The sequence below is a fragment of the Mycetohabitans sp. B3 genome (genome assembly GCF_021498065.1).
Lineage (GTDB): Bacteria > Pseudomonadota > Gammaproteobacteria > Burkholderiales > Burkholderiaceae > Mycetohabitans.
On record NZ_JAHLKN010000001.1, the window covers coordinates 17,684 to 34,790 of the forward strand.

Sequence of the window (17,107 nt, forward strand, 5' to 3'; positions counted from 1 at the left end):
GGGATGTTGCACGATATCTCCACGGTCGGACACATGAACCATGACGCGGCGCAACGGTCCGACCGGGACGAGGCGCGGCGTCGATGGTCTGGCCAAACCCGGGTGGGCCGAGCGCGCCACGGCATGAGCCGGAGACTGTTGGCGCGATCTTCCTAGCGTACCGGCATCGGACTCACGCGACGCGGCCACCGGGCCGGCCGCCGCATCGCATCCGCGACCCGGCAACGCAGGAAAGGCTACTCCCCAAAGACTGGCGTATTCTAACCGACACGCAGCGGCTCGCATAGAATGAATGCTGCACAGCACCGCGTACCCGCTAGCCCTTATCCGAGACACTGCTGAACATGGCGCGCATCATTCCCGACGACTGGAAACACCTGGACGCAGCAGGCGCCGCCGCCCGCGAGCGCGAGACGTTGACCACGCTGGCCGAGCAACTGCCGGACGGCTACACGGTCTATCACGGCGTGCATTGGACCCGCGTGAACCAGGGCTTCTCAGTATTCGGCGAAGCGGACTTCGTCGTGGTGGGCCCGTCGGGGCGCCTGATGGTGATCGAGCAGAAGTCGGGATTCCTGCGCGAAACGTCTACGGGCCTAGTTAAGGTCTATCTGCAAAAGGAACGCAATGTCGCAGTCCAGTTGGCCCGCACGATCGAAGGCCTGCATCGACGCTTCACCGCGGCGTTCGGCGCCGGCACCTATTGCATCGAGGCGCTGCTGTATTGCCCGGACTATATCGTGCGCGACCCGGGCATTGCTGGCGTCGCCCCAGAGCGCATCGTCGATGCGACGCGTAAAAACCAACTCGCCGCGGTCATCCAGCGCGCGTTGCCGCCCGACGAGGCCCCCTTCGACTGTGCTGCCAAGCTGCATCATTTTCTGTCCGATCACCTTGCGCTGACGCCGGACGCCAGCGCACTGGTCGGGCAGGCAGACACGCTGGTCACGCGGCTCTCCGGCGGCCTAGCCGAATGGGCGCGGCGCCTGTCGTTCGAGCCGTTCAGGCTGCGCGTGACCGGCACGGCGGGCTCAGGCAAGACGCAATTGGCGATCCAGGTGATGAAGGACGCGCTCGCACAGGGCCGGCGCGCGCTGTACGTATGCTTCAACCGTCCACTGGCGGACCATATCGCGCGCGTCGCGCCGCCGGGCGTGAAGGTCGCGACCTACCACCAGCTGTGCGACTGGGTCGTGCGCGACAGCGGGCAAGAGCCGGACTTTGCCTCACCGGATGTCTTCGGTTGGCTCGACGCACGCTTTGCCGACGTACCCCCCGATGAGGCGTGGCGCTTTGACGTATTGATCGTCGACGAGGGACAGGACTTCCGCGCGCATTGGGTCGCCGCGCTGCAACGGCTACTGGCGCCGAGCGGCGCATGGTGGTGGCTGGAAGACCCGATGCAGAATTTGTATATGCGCGAACCAGTCCCGTTGCCAGGTTGGGTCACGTTGAATGCTAGCGTCAACTATCGCAGCCCACGCGAGATCTTCGACTACTTGCGTGAGGTGATCGGCCCGTCGTTCACCGTCGAAAGCGGCAGTCCCTTCGGTGGCTCGGACGTTTCCGTGTCGACCTATGATGGCGACGATCCCCTTGAGCCGACCAAGCGCGCTATCACTCAGGCATTGTCGCTGGGTTTTCGCAAACAGGATATCGCGCTGCTGTCGTTCCGCGGCCGTGAGAAATCACGCTTTGCCGCACTGGAACAGCTCGGGCCGCACCGGCTGCGCAGCTTCACCGGCCGTTACGATCTGTTCGGCAATCCCGAGTACCGCGACGGCGACATGCTGTACGAATCGATCCACCGCTTCAAGGGCCAAGCCGCGCCCTGTGTCATCCTGACCGAGGTAGATTTTGATGCATTCGACGAGCGGGCCGCCCGCAAGCTTTTTGTCGGGGCAACCCGCGCCACGATGAAGCTGATCGTCGTGATGTCCGCCCGCGCTGCGGCGCGGCTGCCGCGACGCTAAACGCCCGCTTAGCCTTATCTGGCCGAATAATGCTCAAGAACACGCCCGCCCTCCCGACGACGGATGCGTATGCCCAACGCCTGGCGTTGTTGGCACAGCCCGCGCATCGCCCGTTGCTAGCGCAAGGTCTGCGTGGCGTCGAGAAGGAGAGCCTGCGGGTCCAGCACGATGGCACGCTGGCACCCACGCCGCATCCGGCCGCATTGGGCTCGGCGCTCACGCACGAGCAGCTGACGACCGACTATTCCGAAGCGTTGCTCGAGATCATCACGCCGGCCGGGCACGCCGCCGATGTAATGCTGGAGCAGCTCGATACGCTGCATCGCTACGTCTACGAATCAATCGGCGACGAGTTACTGTGGAACGCGTCGATGCCCTGCGTGCTGCCGCCCGAGGAACAAATCCCGATCGCGCAATACGGCACGTCGAATATTGGCCGGCTCAAGCACGTTTATCGGCGCGGACTGGCGCTGCGCTATGGCAGGGCGATGCAGTGCATCGCCGGCATTCACTACAATTTTTCGTTGCACGAGGACATTTGGCGCCTGCTGCAACAGCACGAACAAGTCGACGGCTCGCCGCTCCAGTACCAGTCGGATGCCTACCTTGCGCTAATTCGCAATTTCCGCCGCAGCAGTTGGCTGTTGATGTTGCTATTCGGCGCCTCGCCAGCGCTGTCACGCAGCTTCATGCGCGCACGCGCGCATGCGCTGGATACGTTCGATGCCGACACGCTGTTCCTGCCGTACGCGACCAGTCTCCGAATGAGCGACCTGGGCTACCAGAACACATCCGCACAGGCGGCATTGCGCGCGGACTACAACAGCCTGGACGGTTATCTACATAACTTAGCGAACGCGGTCAGCCAGCCCTATGCGCCGTATGAGCAGTTTGGCACCCAGCGCGACGGCGAGTGGTTGCAGATCAACACCAACGTACTGCAGATCGAAAACGAGTTCTACTCGACGATCCGCCCGAAGCGCGTCACGCGACCAGGCGAACGGCCGCTGCACGCGCTCGCGTCGCGCGGCGTGCAGTACATTGAGGTGCGCCTGCTGGACATCGATCCGTTCGAGGCCATCGGGATCTCGGCCACCACCGCGCGTTTTGTCGAAGCGTATCTGTTGTTTTGCGCGCTGGACGCGAGCCCGTTGCTCCATGAGGCGGAGTGCACCGAAGCAGGCAACAACTTCACCCGTGTGGTGACGCAGGGGCGGCGTCCGGAACTTGAATTGTCCCGCGGCGGCCGCCCGGTGCCCTTGCGGGACTGGGCCGTCGAATTGCTCGAGCGGATTGGGCCGGCCGCGGCGTTGCTCGACGCACAGGAGGGCGGCAGCCGATATGGCGACGCACTGGCCGCGCAACGCGCGAAGGTCGAGGACTTCTCGCTGACCCCTTCGGCACGTGTATTGGAAGACATGCGCACGACCGGGCGCTCGTTCACACGCTTCGCGCTCGAGCACAGTGCGCAGCACGCTGCGCAGATGCGTGCCCGGCCGCTGCCGCGCGGGCTGCATGCCCATTATGCGGCCCTGGCAGCGCGCTCGCTGCAGCAACAAGCCGAGATCGAGCGCACCGAAGTCGGCCACTTCGATCAGTTCGTCGCAGCTTACCGCGCGTATACGCTGAACCGGATCAGCGTCTGATGCCCACCGCCGCGCACGGCGACAGCTTCGGCGTCGGCCAGTCGTACAGCGGCCGATAAGCGATCGGCGTGGTGAACGCATTACGCATCGATGGGTTCCGCGCCGAGCGTTGCAGCGCGGACCGCGCCACCGCGCCGTTCCGCGTCGAGCAACGCCGCCTTGCGCTGCAGCCCCCACCGGTAGCCGGCCAACGCACCGCTTTTCTGGACCACGCGATGACAAGGAATGACCAATGCCACCGGATTCGCGGCACATGCGGCGGCGACCGCCCGCACCGCGTTCGGCACGCCAAGTTCAGCCGCGACCTCGGTATAGCTGCGCGTCTGTCCGTACGGAATCCGGCGCAGCGCGTCCCAGACGCGGCGCTGGAACGCAGTCGCCACCCCATCGAACGGCAAGTTCGTCGGATCGGCACGTCCGTCCAGGTAGGCGTCGATACGCTCGACGTAGTGCGCGAGGCGTTCAGGATCGCAGACCCGCTTCGCGTTGCGAAACTCGTCGTGCAATGCGTGTAACAGTGAGGCTTCGTCGTCACCGAACGCCACTTTGCACAGGCCGCGCCCGGTGGCCGCGATTAGTACCGGACCCAGCCGACTCGAGGCGATCGCATAGGCGATCGTCATGCCGGCGCCATGTTTGCGGTACGCCGACGGGGTCATGCCCAGATGCCCTCGTGCGGCATTGCGCAGCGGCGACGCAGATTCGAAGCCGGCGTCCAACGCCGCATCGGTCACGCTGCTGGCCGAACGCAGCGTTTCGCGCAGCCGCTCAGCGCGCAAATTCGCGTGATATTGGCGCGGCGAGATACCCATCATGCGACTGAAGACGCGCTGTAAATGATAGGGACTCGTGTGGACCGCGTCGCCGAGCTGCGCCAGCGTGACGCGCTCGTCGATCCGTTCGGCTAGCACCGAACAGGCCCGCGCGACCAATTCGACCTCGCGGGGAACACGTAGCGGCTGGCAGCGCTTGCACGCGCGGAAACCCGCCGCCATGGCCGCGTCGGCGGACGCGAAGAAGCGCACGTTTTCGCGCCGCGGCGGACGTGACTTGCACGACGGCCGACAGAACACGCCGGTCGTGCGGACCGCAAAGAAGAAATACCCATCGGCGCACGGGTCGTGCGCGCGTACCGCGTTCCAACGCGCATCATCGCTCGCGTAATCGCCCGGCGCGCCGCTGGATGGACTGGCTGTATCGTGCGTCATGACGATCGAATGATACGTCTTCGGCAGGGACGCGGGGGCGACCGCACGCGGTGAACCGGCCCGGTGTGCCGGATAAACTGGCATGGTGGCTCGATCACTCATAATGGACCTGACCTTTACTATGGATAGCGTGTGATTCACTTTATCGATGTCGCCGTACCCGGGCGCCACGTATCTTGCGCTGTCATTCGGCAGGACAAAGCGCTGGTTCGACACTATTAGGAACGGATCATCCGCCGATCGATAGAATGCTTACTCTAAAATTTCCACGCAAAGATGTTGCATTGCAGCACCCGAATCAGTATAGTGAGAACCGTCTCCTCCATGTCTCCTCCTGATATGGATTCAGCCCGCTTGATGAGCGGGTTTTTTTTATGTCGCTGTCACGCGCAGGACGCGAATCCGTCGTTCCAAGCCCTTCTCCGTCATGATGACGGCCTTGCCCAACATGGCGCTGTCCACGAACGAATCCAACGACCGCTTGCCGCCGTGCCAACCGCTGTCCGCGTCCCTGTCCAATACACCGATCAGTGCTGCTCGGTGGCATCGCCGTGTACTCGCGCTGGCGATACCGATCATTCTGGCAAACCTAACCCAGCCGATCCTTGGCGCGGTGGACACGGCCGTCGCGGGCCACCTATCGGACCCAGCGTATCTGGGGGCGGTCGCCGCTGCAGGCCTGTTCTTCAATTTCGTTTTCTGGGGCTTCGGCTTCCTTCGCATGGGCACCACCGGGCTCACGGCGCAGGCATTCGGCGCACGCGACACCGTCGCGTTGCGCGCGACGCTGCTGCGCGCATTGGCACTGGCGACCATAATTGGCCTAGTCGTGCTCGCGTCGCGCACGCCATTGATCAGTGCCGCGTTGCGCCTCATCGGCGGCAGCAACGCACTGCAGCAGTATGCGAGCGACTATTGCCACGCACGGATCTGGGCCGCCCCACTGGCACTGTGCAACTACGTGATACTGGGTTTCCTGCTGGGCTGCCAGCGTGTGCGCGTCGCGTTGTTCATTCAACTGTTGATCAATGCCGTCAATGTGGCGGCGGTACTGCTGTACGTCTATGTCTTCAACTGGAGCATCACCGGTATCGGTGCGGCTACCGCGACGGCCGACGCGTGCGGCTTCGCGCTGGGCGCGTGGCTGCTGTGGCGACAGCGGCCACGCGCGCTGCCGCCATTGCGCTGGACTACGCTTGTGGATACCGGCGCGCTGCGGCGATTGGTTGCGCTCAATCGCGACCTCTTCGTGCGTACGCTGTGCCTGCTGACATGTTTCGGCTGGTTCGCGCACGCCGGCGCGGCACAGGGCGACCTGGTGCTGGCAGCCAACGCACTGTTGCTGAACTTCCAGACCTTCATGGCCTATGCGCTCGACGGATTCGCCCATGCCGCCGAGACGCTGGTTGGGGCCGCCATCGGCGCGCGCCAACGCGATGCCTTCCGTCAGGCTGTGCGGACCACGATGGTGTGGGGCGGGCTCGGCGCACTGGTTTTTTCGCTGGTCTACGCGAGCGGCGGCACATGGATCATCGGCTGCCTGACCGATCAGCATGCGGTCCGCGATACGGCCGTACGCTTTCTGCCGTGGGCCGTGGCGCTGCCGGTGATCTCCGTCTGGGGCTTTCTATTCGATGGCGTGTTCATTGGCGCGACGCGCACGCGGGACCTTATGTGGGCCATGGCAATATCGCTCGCCGTGTTCATACTGGGGACGGTGACGCTGCCCGGCCCGTTCGGCAACGATGGGCTATGGGCGTCACTGCTGCTGTTCATGGCGGCGCGCGGTATCACGCTGGCGTGCGTGTTGCCGCGTATCGACGCGCAGTTGGGCGGAATATCGCCAAAGTGATGCCACAGCCCGCTCGACAGGCCGATAGCATGAGACCGCGGCGGCCGCACGTCCGGCACTGCAGTGCCGGACGAATAGCGTTGTACGGCAGCCTGGCCACTTATGCGAAAAGCCCTAGGGCTATACGCAATCAAACAATCCAGTGCGCCGCGGCGCACGGTGCGTCGGCGATAATCGGGTCACGCTCGACGCGCATCGCACAACAACGGAGGACACTTTCATGGGTAACGCTGTATCGATCGCGCTGATTGTCGGCGGTATCGTGCTGCTGTATTTCGGCGGCACATCACTGCACTCATTCAGCAATGACGTGTCACGCCTGTTCACCGGCACGCCGACCGAGCGCACCATCACGCTGCTCGCCGCCGGCGCGGTGGCATTGGTTGCCGGCATCGTCGGGCTCGCGCTCAGCTCGCGACGCTAAAGTACGCAGGACTGGTGCGTGAGCACGCGGCGGTGCACCCGGTCCGGATGCCACGCGTGCTCACCGCCCGTCAGCGCTCACAGCGGCACTTCCGGCTTGGCCGCCGAGCGCGTGCCCGGCACCGGTGCATTACTGACGCCATGGTAGGTGAAGACCAGCGAGAACTTGACGTCGTCAGTCAGGTTCTTGCCCGCCGAATGCAATGTGTTGCAGTGAAAGAACACTACGTCGCCCGGATTTAGCACCGGGGAAACCGCCGTGCTGATCAACGCTGCATTCTCGGGCACGTCCGCGCGAAAGAACTTCGCCTCGTCAAAACGCTCCGGGGCAAAATCTACCGCGTGTGATCCTGGCACGAACCACAGCGCGCCGTTTTCCACGGTCTCCGTACCGAGCGCGAGCCACACCGATACCAGATCCTCGCGCTCGAATGCCCAATACCGGACGTCGCGGTGCCAGCCCGTCAGACTGCCGTATGTTGGGTGCTTGGTCATCATGCAATTATGATGCGCGCGCGAAAGCGACACGTGCTCGCCAAAATACAATTCCATCCAGTTGCGGATTGCCGTTGACGTGGCCCACTGTCGATACAATGCATCGCGCGCGTAGGCGTCCAGCAAACGGCGTACCGTATTGCCGCCGGGCGCGGCGTGCGATTGCGGTGCGCCGGGATAGCGCAGATCCGCCTCAAATTCCACCGGTCCCTGCGGCTGCGTAAGCTCGGCTCGCGCCGCCTGCTTGATCGCTTCGCAACGCTCGGCCGGCAACAATCCGTGCACGACGACAAAACCGTGCTGCCTCAGCAACTCGACCTGCCCTCTCTTTGAGAAATGCTCCGCCATCGCATATCCGGTTCAATGACTTCGATTCCAACGATTTTACGTGCAGTACGCGTGGCACGCTTCCAACCTATGTTTTTACCCTTGAACCCCCACGCGGCGGCGTGGTCCGTGCCACTGTTGGGTAAGCTATTTCGGGTGTAAGCTGAGTCCGTTACCGCTGCAAAATGGCGCTTCGGCGCTTTCAATATCGAGTCAATGATCATGTCAGCCCGTTTGTCTAAACGCATGTCCGCCACCGTCTGGCGTGCCGCTCACATCACGCGTATCGCACAACGGCGCGCCGCGCGTTCACTGCGCCATCATGTCGCGCGCACACGCGCGCTGGCCGCGCATTTGTCGCACACTATCGCGCAGCGCTGGAGCAGCAGCAGCGTACGCGCGTGGGCGCACTCGCTCGTCCATCTGCGTCTACACAGCATCTGGCGTGCCTCGCTGGGCCGCTCGGTGCGCGTTGCGCCGGCGCGAGCGCTGCGCCATCCGCGCCAAAGGCCCCGCCTTCATCTGGTGCGCGCGCCGCGCCGCCATGCCCCTCCATCCGGCCCCTGGTCGCCGTATTTCGGCAGCCGCTGAACCGTGCCGGCCCCGGACACCGGGGCCACGCCGGCAGCGCGCGACGCACGTGCCGTGCCCGCCGGCGACGCCTACCTGCAGTCGAGCCGTGCCGCGGCATCAGCTGCCGCAGATCTCGGAAGCAGCGGTCGGCGCCGCCACCGAGCCGGTTTCGATATCCAGTCGCGCAACGTCCCAGCCACCGCCGAGTGCCTTGATCAGTCCGACCGACGCAGTCATGCGTTGACCAGCCAGCGACTGCAATGTCTGCCGCGCGGATAGCAGGCTCGCCTGTGCGGTGAGCACCGACAGGTACGCGGCGGTACCGGCCTTGTATTGGTTGAGTACGATGTCCAGCGCCTGCTGAGCCGAATCGACGCTGGCTTGCTGCAGCATGATCTGCTGCTCCAGGATCCGCAAAGAACTCAGGTTGTCCTCGACATCTTGGAGCGCCGCCAGCACGGTCTGCCGGTACACCGCGACTTGCTCGTCGTAGGCAGCACGTGCCGCGTCGACTTTTGCGCTGCGCAAGCCTGCATCGAAGATCGTCGCGGCCAGCTCCGGGCCAAGTGACCAGAACCGCGACGGCGCCCGCAGCAACTGCGCCAGCACCGAACTGGAGAATCCTCCTTGCGCCGACAACGTCAGCGAGGGGAAGAACGCGGCCATCGCCACGCCGATCTGCTCGTTAGCCGCGGCAGCCTTGCGCTCGGCGGAGGCGACATCCGGGCGGCGCTCGAGCAGCGCGCTGGGCAACGATACCGGGATCGCCGGCGGGGTCACGTCAAGCGGTGTGGGTGGCAGCGAGAATGTCGAGGCGGGCTCGCCGACCAGCACGGCGATCGCATGCTCATAGTGTGCCCGGGCGATACCGTTGCCAAGCGCGGCGGATTGCGCCGACTGCAATTGTGTTTGCGCCTGAATCACGTCCGAGCGCGGCACGATACCTTGCCTGTATTGGTTTTGGGTCAACTCGAGCGTGCGCTGATACGCGGCCACGGTCTCGTCGAATATCTTTTGTTGGGCGTCCAACGTGCGCAGCAGGTAATAATTCTGCGCCAATGTCGCCTGCGCGGACAGTCGCGCATTGGCAAGATTGGCTGCAGCCGCCTGCTGCCCAGCCTTCTGTAACGCCACTGCGCGGGCAATTCCACCCCACAAGTCCGCCTCCCATGATGCGTCCAGCGACATACTGAAGTGGTTCGATACGCGCGAGCCGCCGGTCGCCACCCCGCTTGTCGTCGTGCCGCGCGACGCGCTGCCCGATCCGACACGGCTGCCGGAGGCCGACCCGCTGAGGGTCGGGAACCAGCTTGCGCGCGCCTCGGCAGTCAGCGCGCGCGCCTGCCGGTACGCCGCAGCGAACTGCGCGACGGTCTGGTTTGCGGCGTTGAGCCGGTCCATCAACGCGTCCAATTGCGTATCGCGATAAACGGCCCACCAATTGCCACGGTCCTGCTGATCGGCTGGTTGCGCCACTTTCCAGCCGGGCGCGGCCTCCTTGAAACTCGACGGTACTACGACGCCCGGACGCGTGTAGTTGGGACCCACCGCGCAGCCGCTAAGCAATAGTGCGAACGCCAGCGCATAGCGTAAAATGAAGGTACGGTCAGGCGCGGCGGTATCGCGTTGCGCCGCCGGAAAATCGCAAAAGTCCAAATGCATTGAAATTCCTATAACCGGACGCGGCGCTCGGCCCGTTGAACAGCCTGCCGCGCAATGCGAAGCATAAACCGCCCAATACGCCGGCGCGTTGATGAACTTCATGGCAAAACGACCCTTGCAAAGCCGCTACCTCGCGGCCGGACTGATCAACACAGGGCCTCGATGGCGAAAACGAAAAACCAGCAGCGCCATTTTATTGCCTATGCAATCTTTTCTTCAAGGTAGCCTAGGCTATGTTTTCTCGCTGCATTGACCTACCTGCCTAGGTTTCAGCGCGCAAAGGTGATCGCGTATGTTGCGTCATCGATGCGGCGACCCAGCAGGTTTAACAACCCGGCCAGACTGCCGCGGGCCTCGCTCGTCGAACGGGCGGTGCCATTGAACGAGAAGCGCCCTTGCTGCCACTGCCCGGCGCCGTCCAGTTGCAGCGGGCCGCTCAGCGTCGCCAGTTGCAGCGCCGCCGCCGGGCCTTGCGCAAGCAACGTGGCACGATAGCTGCCGAGTGGCCGGACCGGCGATATGCGCGAGGCCATGTCGGTCAGCCGCACGGTGAGCTGTCCATACGCCTGCTGGTTCAGCACGCGCATGTCGGTCCAGGACAACCGCACGTCACCTTGCAAATCCAGCGTATTGAATGGTGCGCCCAGCCCTTCGAGCAACGTGGCGGGCAACGCCAGTGAACCAGCACCGAGCACGGCCTGGCTGCGCGACGCGTCCAGCGTGACCGGCTGGTGCATGGCTTCGGTATGCTGCAGCGTCATGTGCAAGCGGCCGCCGAACAGCGGCCAAAAGGCAGTGTGCCATTCGACCCGGCCAGGCAGCAGCGTCGAATTGGCGCGATCGTTGCCGGGCGCCAGCAGCAGCGTGGCTGACCCGTGCCACAGCGAGCCAGCCGGATCCACCAAGTTCACCCGTCCGCCGGTGGCCCGCCCGAACTGCGGCGTGATCCACGCGGCGGGCGCGATGCATAACAGCGTAATGAGCACCGCCAAGCCGCCCGCGACGATCCAAGGCAACGCGCGCGCGATCCGGTGCCAGAAAAAATTCATCGTGGGTCTCGTCGGATCATTTTGTATTAGCCGGCTGCAGCGTCGCGGTGACGTCCACCTGGCCGTCATCCTTCAATGCACTGATATGCGCCTGCGAAACCTTAACCTTGAACTGCCGGCGCACATCGTCCAGCCACGCAACCCAACTGCCGAACTGCCCGTTCTTCAATTGAAGCTGGACGTTGGGACCGGCCACGTTCAACTGCGTCGCCGCCAGCCCGCGTTGCGCGAGCGACGCGGCCAACGCCTCCTTAAGCGCATTGCCGGTAGGCGCACGGCCCTGCGCCTGTACGGCGAGTGAGCGGGCCTCATTCGCGTCGGCCGTCATCTGCGCCAGGCGACGCTGCATCGCGGGCAAGTCAGCGCGCAGCTTTGCGCGGCCACTCAGTGCGGGGCCCAACGCCACCGAATACAGCACGACCAGTGCCAGCACGACGCCGCCAATCGTGATCAACTTCTTCTCGCGCGGCGCCCGCTCGCCCCAAAAATCGCTCAGAGCCGTCGCTACGGCGCTTTTCCCTTTCATCGTGCACTCCTGATCGTCCATTTGCTGGTGCTGGTATCTACCTCGCCGGCTACGCCATGGCGGGCCAGGCGTTGCGTCAGTCCGTTATCGACGGCGACCGACGGCTTGAACGTCACCTCCAGCGCACGGTTGCGATAGTCCAGCTGCGCGATCGTATTGGACGGCACTGGCCCCAGCGAGCGGGCAAGCGCATCGGCCAGCGACAGAAAATCGTCTGGCGCCGGCTCGCCGACAGCCAGCCGCAACTGGTCCAGTTGCCGCGTCATCTGATCGGCCGGATCGAGCACGACCGTGGTTTTCGGAAAGGCGCTGAGCAACAACTCGGTCATCTGTATATTGATTGCATCACGCTGCCTCGCCAACATCAGCCATTGCACGTTCACGCCAATCACCGCGGCGACGATCGACGCGAGCGCAAGCGCGATGGGCAAGCGCCAGCGCGCGAGCGTGGCGCCGGACAGGTTCCACAATTGCGGCGCGAACTCGAACTGGCATAGATCGAAGTCCTGCGCCAGCGCGTTGTGTGCCAGCGTCTCGAACGTCAGCGGCAAGGCCTTAATATGCGTAGCCGGCGCCGCCGCGTCATTGCCATCAAGGCTGGCGTGCAGCTCGCTGCCCGGCACCCCGGTGAGCCGATAAAGGGTAACCGGCGCATCGGCGGCCAGGGCAGCAAGCGTCGGCTCCAGCGCATCGACCGGCACCGCAAAGCCCTCGCCAAGCGCACCGCGCGCCAGCGCCAGCTCCCAATGCGGCCCAAATGCGCCAGCCAGCTCACCCGGTTCGCCGAGCAGCGTGGCCGGCTTCGTGCGCACGACATCGCCGAGGATCGCGGCGACGATCGGCAAATGCGCAGGAACGCCGGCCTCATCACCCACCTCAGCATTAGACAGGTCCGCGCCGCCGCCGTCAGCCGCGACCCGGGGCCGTGCCACGCCGGCGGCAGCCTGCGAGTCAACCTCGTCCAGTGCGTGCTGCACGGCGCCCGGTTGCGGCAGGCATCGCGTGACCGGCACCGCACGCAGCGATGTATGGCCAGCGCTGCGAAACGCATCACAGATGAAGCGGAACCAGCCGCGGTCAATCGCGGCGACCACGCGCTTGCCGTCGATCGGCCCGGCCGGATCGAGCGCGATGTGGCAGGTCTGCGCATCCTGGATCAGATGATCCTCGATGACATTGGGTAGTGCCTGGCGCAAGCGCGGGCCCTTGAGCGGCGGCACTGTCGCGGCCAGCATCAGCAGGTCGCGCGCGGCTAGTATCAGCACGGTACGGGTGGCGCGTGGCAGCAACGCCAGCGACGCACGGCCGGCGCGTTGGGTCCGGCCTTGCTTGTCGAGCAGCAGAAACGGCAGATCCGGCAGTTGCCATTCTTGCGACGGCACCGCCGGGTCGCGCGGCGGCAGTTGGACGATCAGCGTGGTCAAGAAGCAGTCCTCGTTCGATGACGGGGTTGAATTGCAAGGCAAGGAAGCGCGACGCGAGGCTGGCGCATCACTCGTCCCTCACACTGACGACGCGCGTGGTCTTGGTCAACGCGTCGCGGTATATCAAAGTCGTACGGATCAATTCGGCACGCTCATGCTGGACTTTGCCATGCACGATAAAGTAGTTCGTGTCGACGCCGATTGTGTTCAGGTTCCTCCCCACCGCGGGGATGCCAGCCGCCTGTAGCGCGAGCTGCACGTCGCCCGTATTGCGAAAGAACACCGTGCTGCGGCGCGCCACCAGCGCTTGCGCCGCACCGATTGACATACCCGGTATAGTGGCGGCGATCACTTCGGCGTTGGCGGTATTCATGTTGAGCACCGTGCTGGTTGGCAGCACGATCACAAACGGCTTAAGGCGCGCGACCATCTCCGGCGTAAAACCGGCCACATCCAGCAGCGCGGTTGCATCAACCATCTGGATCGGCCGACGCGCGGCCGCATCGTCACCGCCTTCGAGTCCCGGCTTGTCGGTCAACTCGCCGCTGATCGCTGAGCCGGCCGCTGCCTGCTGAACGGACGCGCCACTCGCGCCAAGCGACGCCTGTGCATTCGTCTGAAAGCGCGTCGCGGAGCCCGCCAGGCTGTCGCGCACCGCACTGGCGACACGGCCGGCCAATTGTCCATCCAATCCCAGCGACGACAGCAATCGCTGGAACGCCAGCAGTTGGTTCGGGTCAACCGCGATGACACCAGGGCGTGGAATGGTGACCAGATTGCGCAAGTTAAAGCGCGCCTGCGCATCCTCGATCGAACCGGACAGGTACGTTGCGGCCCCTTCCTCGGCACGTACCTCGCCGATCTGGCCGAGAAAGTCGGACAGGCGCGTGCGTGCGATGGGCACGCCCCAGATACCACCCAGGTATGTGAAACTCGGCGTGGTATCGCCCTCACTGCGCAGAATCAGCCGCGTCCAATCGGTCGCACCGCGCGAAATCCAGCGCGCCTGTGCCAGCAACCGCTGGTTCTCGATCCGCCGGATCTGCACCTGCTGCCGCCACAGCATTGCGGAGACCAGCATGGCCGCAAGCGCGACCACGAATAGCGCCGTGACGATCGCGGCGCCGCGCTCGGCGCGCGTACGCCGTGGCGGCCGAGCGCAACGCAGAAGATCTGGACGGCGATGGGCGCACATCATCATTCCCCGATCAACAGGACGCGCGTGAGCGGCGCGCTGACCTGCGGCGCGCGCAGCGTCACCTCCAGCCCTGTGGCCGCGCGCAGCAGCGGCGCGGCGTTCAAGCCGGGTACCCTGAGGTTGTTCATGCTCTTCGCGATGGTCGCGTCAACATCGGCCATGGAACGGGTCCAACCGACTTGCGGCACAAACAGACGCATGCGCATCGCGCTAACACCGCCGATCAGCGACACCTCGCTCCAGCCATCCAAGCCGCCACGCAGCGCACTGCGCAATTGTCCCCGCGTGGCGATCGGCGGCGACGCGAGACGGATGATCCGCCCATTGTCGAGCCGGTAACGCACCACTTGCAACCGCGGCGCACTGTCCTGGGCGAACAGCAGACGCACGATGCGCAGCTCGCCATTACCGATCGCCACCGCCGCGGTGCCCGCCTGGTCATCGGTGGCCGCCTGTCGAGCGTCCGCGCGCATCTGATCGAACAGCTGCGCCAGGACGCGCTCGTCCTCCATTGAGCGGCTGATCGCCTCGCGGCTGCGCGTGATCGAATCCAACCCGCGCCACGACAGCACGGCGATCACCGCCAGGATCGCAATCGCGACCAGCAGTTCGATCAGCGTGAAGCCACGCTGCTGGTCAGAGCGAGCGGCTGGTTTCATTGGCGATGACCGTAACCATTTGCACCAGGTAGCCCGGCTGCCCCGGGGTGGCGACAAACACCTCAACGCGCCGGAAGATCGGATTCGGGGTGGCCGATACTCGCTCCGTACAACTCAATGCGAGATTGCCCTGCGAACAGTCAAACGTGCGCGAGCCGATATTGGGCCACGCCTTCGTCAAATGCAGCCTGGCTAGTTCGTTGTCTGCACTCCAACCCGCATACATGCGCTTGTTCAACTCGCTGCTATTAACGGCCAGCACGCCGACCGCACGCAACGATGCAGCAAGCGCGATCGCGATGATCGCCAACGCAACCAGCACCTCGATCATCGTGAAACCACGTGTGCCGCGCCTCATCTCAATGCACCTCGAAGCGGCCATTGCCATTGCCGGCGATGCTGACCTGACCGATCGCCGAATAAAGCGTGACCTGCACCGGCGTGTCGATGCTCTCCAGCCCGAACACGATCCGGCTGGCCGTCTCGTCCGATCCTGGATAACGTATCGCCACCCCAGTCACTTCCGTGTCCCAGCGACGCGGCGCAAGCAGATCGTCACGCAGTGCACGCCAGCCATCCACGGTACGCACCTCGAAGCGATAGCCGCCTGCTACCGGCACCCAGGCGATCGGCTGGGAACGCACCTGCGCCTCGTCGCCGGCCGACTCGAACAGCAACGCCAGACGCTGCGCCTGCTCGTTCAGATCCGTGCGCGGATTGCGCGTCATCGTCAGCGTCGCCATCGATACCAGGATGCCCGCGATCACCAGCACCACCAGCATTTCCAGCAGCGTGAAGCCGGCCGCCCCGCGCGCGCCTCGGCACGGCTGCACACAGCCAGCGCCGCGCGCCGCGGCGCCACGGGCGATCATCGTCACGCCCATCACACGAGCCATGAGCTGCGCGCTGGCTCGCGCACTACTGCCACGAGCCGATGTCGGCGTCGTTGCCCTCACCGCCTGGCTTACCATCGGCGCCATAGCTGAACACGTCGATTTCGCCGTGCACGCCCGGGTTCAGGTACTGGTAAGGGTTACCCCAGGGATCATTTGGCAACTTCTCGAGGTAGCCCCCTTCCTTCCAATTGTTTGGCACCGGATCCGTCGACGGCTTCTGGATCAACGCACGCAAACCTTGCTCCTGTGTCGGATACCGGCCGTTGTCGAGCCGGTACAGCTTGAGCGCATCCATAATCGTATGGATGTCCTGGCTCGCCGCCACGCGGCGTGCCTGATCGGGACGACTCATAATCTTGGGCACTACCAGGGCGGCCAGGATCCCAAGGATCGCGATCACGACCATAATTTCAATCAGCGTAAAACCACGCTGGCGGCGCGCCGACGTGCCGGCCTGGCGGCGAATCGTTGGTCTTGCGTATTGCATTCCTACCTCGTTACTCGAATTAACTGAAAAAAGCCGTCGTGATGCGCCAGTGCATCGGCGCTCATCGACCAGCCTCGTGCCGCAGCCATTTTAAGCCGCTGTCCGGGCGACCGGTCCGTACGGCCGCCGTTTTGCGCTCCCCCGTGGCGCCATGACGCACGCGCTCGCCATGCCGTCTGCTGTGATCTAACGCCATGCACTCTTCTCAATGTCATATAAGCTCGTACAATATCTGCCATGAACTTTCTGACTCAACGCCTTGCGGTGCGGCTTTTATCGCTCGCCTTGTTCGCCGTGCTGTGCGCGACCGTCACTTACTGGGTCGTCACGCTCGGCTCCCGCGACACCGCACCGCTTCCAGCCGCCGCGCCGGGCCGTCTGCCGGTCACCATCGACGCGGCGCAGACCCTGTTCGGCTCGCACGCCGGCGACACGCGTGTGGCCAACATCCACCTGTCCGGCATCCTCGCGCTGGCCGACGGCGCGGCCGCGATCGTGTCGTACGGCGCTGACCCGGCCCGCGCGATATCGCTAAACAGCCCGATTGCGCGGGGTGTGAAGCTCGTCGCCGTGCGGCAGCGCTCGATCGTCGTCGAACGCAATGGCGGGCGCTCGGAAATCTTTCTGCCCCCCAACGCACAAGGCCAACCAACGATCTACGTGCGCTGAACCACAGGCAATGAACCACGGCGCGGCGACCCCCGCCGCG

Annotated in this window: 17 protein-coding genes; 6 read left to right on the plus strand and 11 right to left on the minus strand. The window is 64.5% G+C overall.

Annotated elements, in window-relative coordinates; all coding sequences use genetic code 11:
* The first annotated feature begins 344 nt into the window (after nt 1–344).
* A complete protein-coding gene (locus KQH55_RS00085) occupies nt 345–1,973 on the plus strand; it encodes an ATP-binding domain-containing protein (protein ID WP_235089946.1) in 1,629 nt (542 codons plus the stop codon).
* 29 nt (nt 1,974–2,002) lie between these two features.
* Complete coding sequence (gshA, locus tag KQH55_RS00090; RefSeq protein ID WP_235089948.1) at nt 2,003–3,619, plus strand: glutamate--cysteine ligase; 1,617 nt, start codon at nt 2,003–2,005, stop codon at nt 3,617–3,619.
* Between the two features lie 80 nt (nt 3,620–3,699).
* Here gshA and ada read toward each other — a convergent pair whose 3' ends face one another.
* Entirely contained in the window at nt 3,700–4,827 is a 1,128-nt protein-coding gene (gene ada, locus KQH55_RS00095) for a bifunctional DNA-binding transcriptional regulator/O6-methylguanine-DNA methyltransferase Ada (RefSeq protein ID WP_076797322.1), read from the minus strand.
* Nucleotides 4,828–5,254: 427 nt separating this feature from the next.
* On the opposite strand from ada, the gene KQH55_RS00100 reads away from it, so the two are divergent.
* Nucleotides 5,255–6,679 carry an MATE family efflux transporter gene (locus tag KQH55_RS00100; RefSeq protein ID WP_235089950.1) on the plus strand — a complete coding sequence of 475 codons (1,425 nt, stop codon included), beginning with the start codon at nt 5,255–5,257 and terminating at the stop codon, nt 6,677–6,679.
* 220 nt (nt 6,680–6,899) lie between these two features.
* The gene (locus tag KQH55_RS00105; RefSeq protein WP_041753951.1) at nt 6,900–7,103 is read left to right on the plus strand and encodes a DUF3185 family protein; all 204 of its coding nucleotides are present in this window, start codon (nt 6,900–6,902) and stop codon (nt 7,101–7,103) included.
* A 77-nt stretch (nt 7,104–7,180) separates the two neighbouring features.
* Here KQH55_RS00105 and KQH55_RS00110 read toward each other — a convergent pair whose 3' ends face one another.
* Entirely contained in the window at nt 7,181–7,945 is a 765-nt protein-coding gene (locus KQH55_RS00110; RefSeq protein ID WP_076796725.1) for a phytanoyl-CoA dioxygenase family protein, read from the minus strand.
* A gap of 201 nt (nt 7,946–8,146) precedes the next feature.
* Here KQH55_RS00110 and KQH55_RS00115 point away from each other — a divergent pair, with 201 nt between their 5' ends.
* Complete coding sequence (locus KQH55_RS00115; protein ID WP_139337418.1) at nt 8,147–8,515, plus strand: hypothetical protein; 369 nt, start codon at nt 8,147–8,149, stop codon at nt 8,513–8,515.
* A 99-nt stretch (nt 8,516–8,614) separates the two neighbouring features.
* Here KQH55_RS00115 and KQH55_RS00120 read toward each other — a convergent pair whose 3' ends face one another.
* The 9 genes from KQH55_RS00120 to gspG form a co-directional block, all read right to left on the minus strand.
* Nucleotides 8,615–10,159 (minus strand): efflux transporter outer membrane subunit, encoded by a 1,545-nt coding sequence (locus KQH55_RS00120; RefSeq protein ID WP_076796726.1) that lies wholly within the window; start codon nt 10,157–10,159, stop codon nt 8,615–8,617.
* Between the two features lie 269 nt (nt 10,160–10,428).
* Nucleotides 10,429–11,208 (minus strand): type II secretion system protein N, encoded by a 780-nt coding sequence (locus KQH55_RS00125; RefSeq protein WP_235089953.1) that lies wholly within the window; start codon nt 11,206–11,208, stop codon nt 10,429–10,431.
* 16 nt (nt 11,209–11,224) lie between these two features.
* A complete protein-coding gene (gspM, locus tag KQH55_RS00130) occupies nt 11,225–11,755 on the minus strand; it encodes a type II secretion system protein GspM (protein ID WP_373566340.1) in 531 nt (176 codons plus the stop codon).
* On the minus strand, nt 11,731–13,158 hold the full coding sequence (gspL, locus tag KQH55_RS00135) for a type II secretion system protein GspL (RefSeq protein ID WP_235089958.1): 1,428 nt from the start codon (nt 13,156–13,158) through the stop codon (nt 11,731–11,733). Before gspL ends, gspM begins: the two co-directional genes overlap by 25 nt.
* A gap of 67 nt (nt 13,159–13,225) precedes the next feature.
* Nucleotides 13,226–14,359, minus strand: a complete 1,134-nt coding sequence (gene gspK / locus KQH55_RS00140) for a type II secretion system minor pseudopilin GspK (protein ID WP_235089959.1) — start codon at nt 14,357–14,359, stop codon at nt 13,226–13,228.
* Nucleotides 14,356–15,015 (minus strand): type II secretion system protein J, encoded by a 660-nt coding sequence (locus KQH55_RS00145; RefSeq protein WP_076785840.1) that lies wholly within the window; start codon nt 15,013–15,015, stop codon nt 14,356–14,358. The genes gspK and KQH55_RS00145 overlap by 4 nt, the downstream gene beginning before the upstream one ends.
* Nucleotides 14,993–15,403, minus strand: a complete 411-nt coding sequence (gene gspI, locus KQH55_RS00150) for a type II secretion system minor pseudopilin GspI (RefSeq protein ID WP_076785841.1) — start codon at nt 15,401–15,403, stop codon at nt 14,993–14,995. The genes KQH55_RS00145 and gspI overlap by 23 nt, the downstream gene beginning before the upstream one ends.
* Entirely contained in the window at nt 15,375–15,911 is a 537-nt protein-coding gene (locus KQH55_RS00155) for a GspH/FimT family pseudopilin (protein WP_373566341.1), read from the minus strand. The genes gspI and KQH55_RS00155 overlap by 29 nt, the downstream gene beginning before the upstream one ends.
* A gap of 22 nt (nt 15,912–15,933) precedes the next feature.
* Nucleotides 15,934–16,398 (minus strand): type II secretion system major pseudopilin GspG, encoded by a 465-nt coding sequence (gene gspG / locus KQH55_RS00160; RefSeq protein WP_076785842.1) that lies wholly within the window; start codon nt 16,396–16,398, stop codon nt 15,934–15,936.
* A gap of 237 nt (nt 16,399–16,635) precedes the next feature.
* On the opposite strand from gspG, the gene KQH55_RS00165 reads away from it, so the two are divergent.
* Entirely contained in the window at nt 16,636–17,067 is a 432-nt protein-coding gene (locus KQH55_RS00165) for a general secretion pathway protein GspC (protein WP_235089960.1), read from the plus strand.
* Nucleotides 17,068–17,107 lie beyond the last annotated feature (40 nt).